At 57.7% G+C, this 952-nt stretch carries 1 protein-coding gene; it reads right to left on the minus strand.

Annotated elements, in window-relative coordinates; translation table 11 throughout:
• Position 1: 1 nt before the first annotated feature.
• On the minus strand, positions 2 to 664 hold the full coding sequence (locus P0D80_RS50550) for a response regulator (RefSeq protein WP_408296363.1): 663 nt from the start codon (positions 662 to 664) through the stop codon (positions 2 to 4).
• Positions 665 to 952: the final 288 nt, after the last annotated feature.

Raw genomic sequence — 952 nt, forward strand, 5'->3', positions numbered from 1 at the left:
GTCACGATGTCTTCTCCACAACGTACCCAACACCCCTGATCGTCCTGATCAACCCAGGTCCGAGCTTTTTGCGCAGATTGGAGATGTGCACCTCGACGGCATTGCTCTCTACCTCTTCCTGCCAGCCGTAAAGACTTTCCTCGAGGCGGGCGCGGGATAGCGGAGTCCCTTGATGCGTCAGCAGCTCGACCAGCACAGCACATTCCCGTGAAGTCAATGGCTGGCGCAGACCGTTGCGTGTGACTGTGAGCGTCGAGGGATCGACGCTCAGATCCTGATACTCGATCGTCTCGACGCTGCGACCATGCGCGCGGCGCAAAAGCGCCCGGCAGCGCGCAATCAGTTCAGTGAGATCAAAGGGCTTGCCGAGGTAATCGTCGGCGCCGGCAGTCAGACCTCCTACCCGGTCTGCCACGGTGTCCCTCGCCGTCATGACCAGAACGGGCGTATCGTCGCGACTGCCTCGCAGCCAATCCAGCAACTCGGTTCCAGATAGTTTCGGCAAACCGAGATCGAGCACCACAAGTTCGTACTCTGTTGTAGTCAGCGCCAGCATCGCCTCCCGGCCATCGTGAGCCCAGTCGACCGTCATTCCGGCATCGCGCAGACCTTCTTCGACGCCGCTTCCTATCAAATCATCGTCTTCGACCAGTAACACACGCATTTCGTCGCACTCCAAAAGGAACAGGCAGCAAAGCTCGCTGCATAGTAACCGTCGTGACTATCAGCTTCGATCGTCAAGTCTAATCCCGCTCGGCATGCCTGCGCGAGGGTGTTCTGCTTAAGATTCCCTTCAGGCTCGCGTTGCAGCATGCATCTGTAAATAGCACCGTCGATATTGATTCAACCCACCTGACTATGGAGTTCCAAGTGAAAACGATGAATGTTCGCCTCGCCGCTGCCGTTGCCCTGATTGCGTTGCCGTTTGCCGCACATGCAACTGGGTCCTGCA

This window comes from Paraburkholderia sp. RL17-373-BIF-A (genome assembly GCF_046030175.1).
Classification (GTDB): Bacteria; Pseudomonadota; Gammaproteobacteria; order Burkholderiales; family Burkholderiaceae; genus Paraburkholderia.

What these genes read in the sequence shown, in the direction of transcription:
- P0D80_RS50550 (WP_408296363.1), bottom strand. Translation starts at nt 664, where the DNA reads ATGCGTGTGTTACTGGTCGAAGACGATGATTTGATAGGAAGCGGCGTC.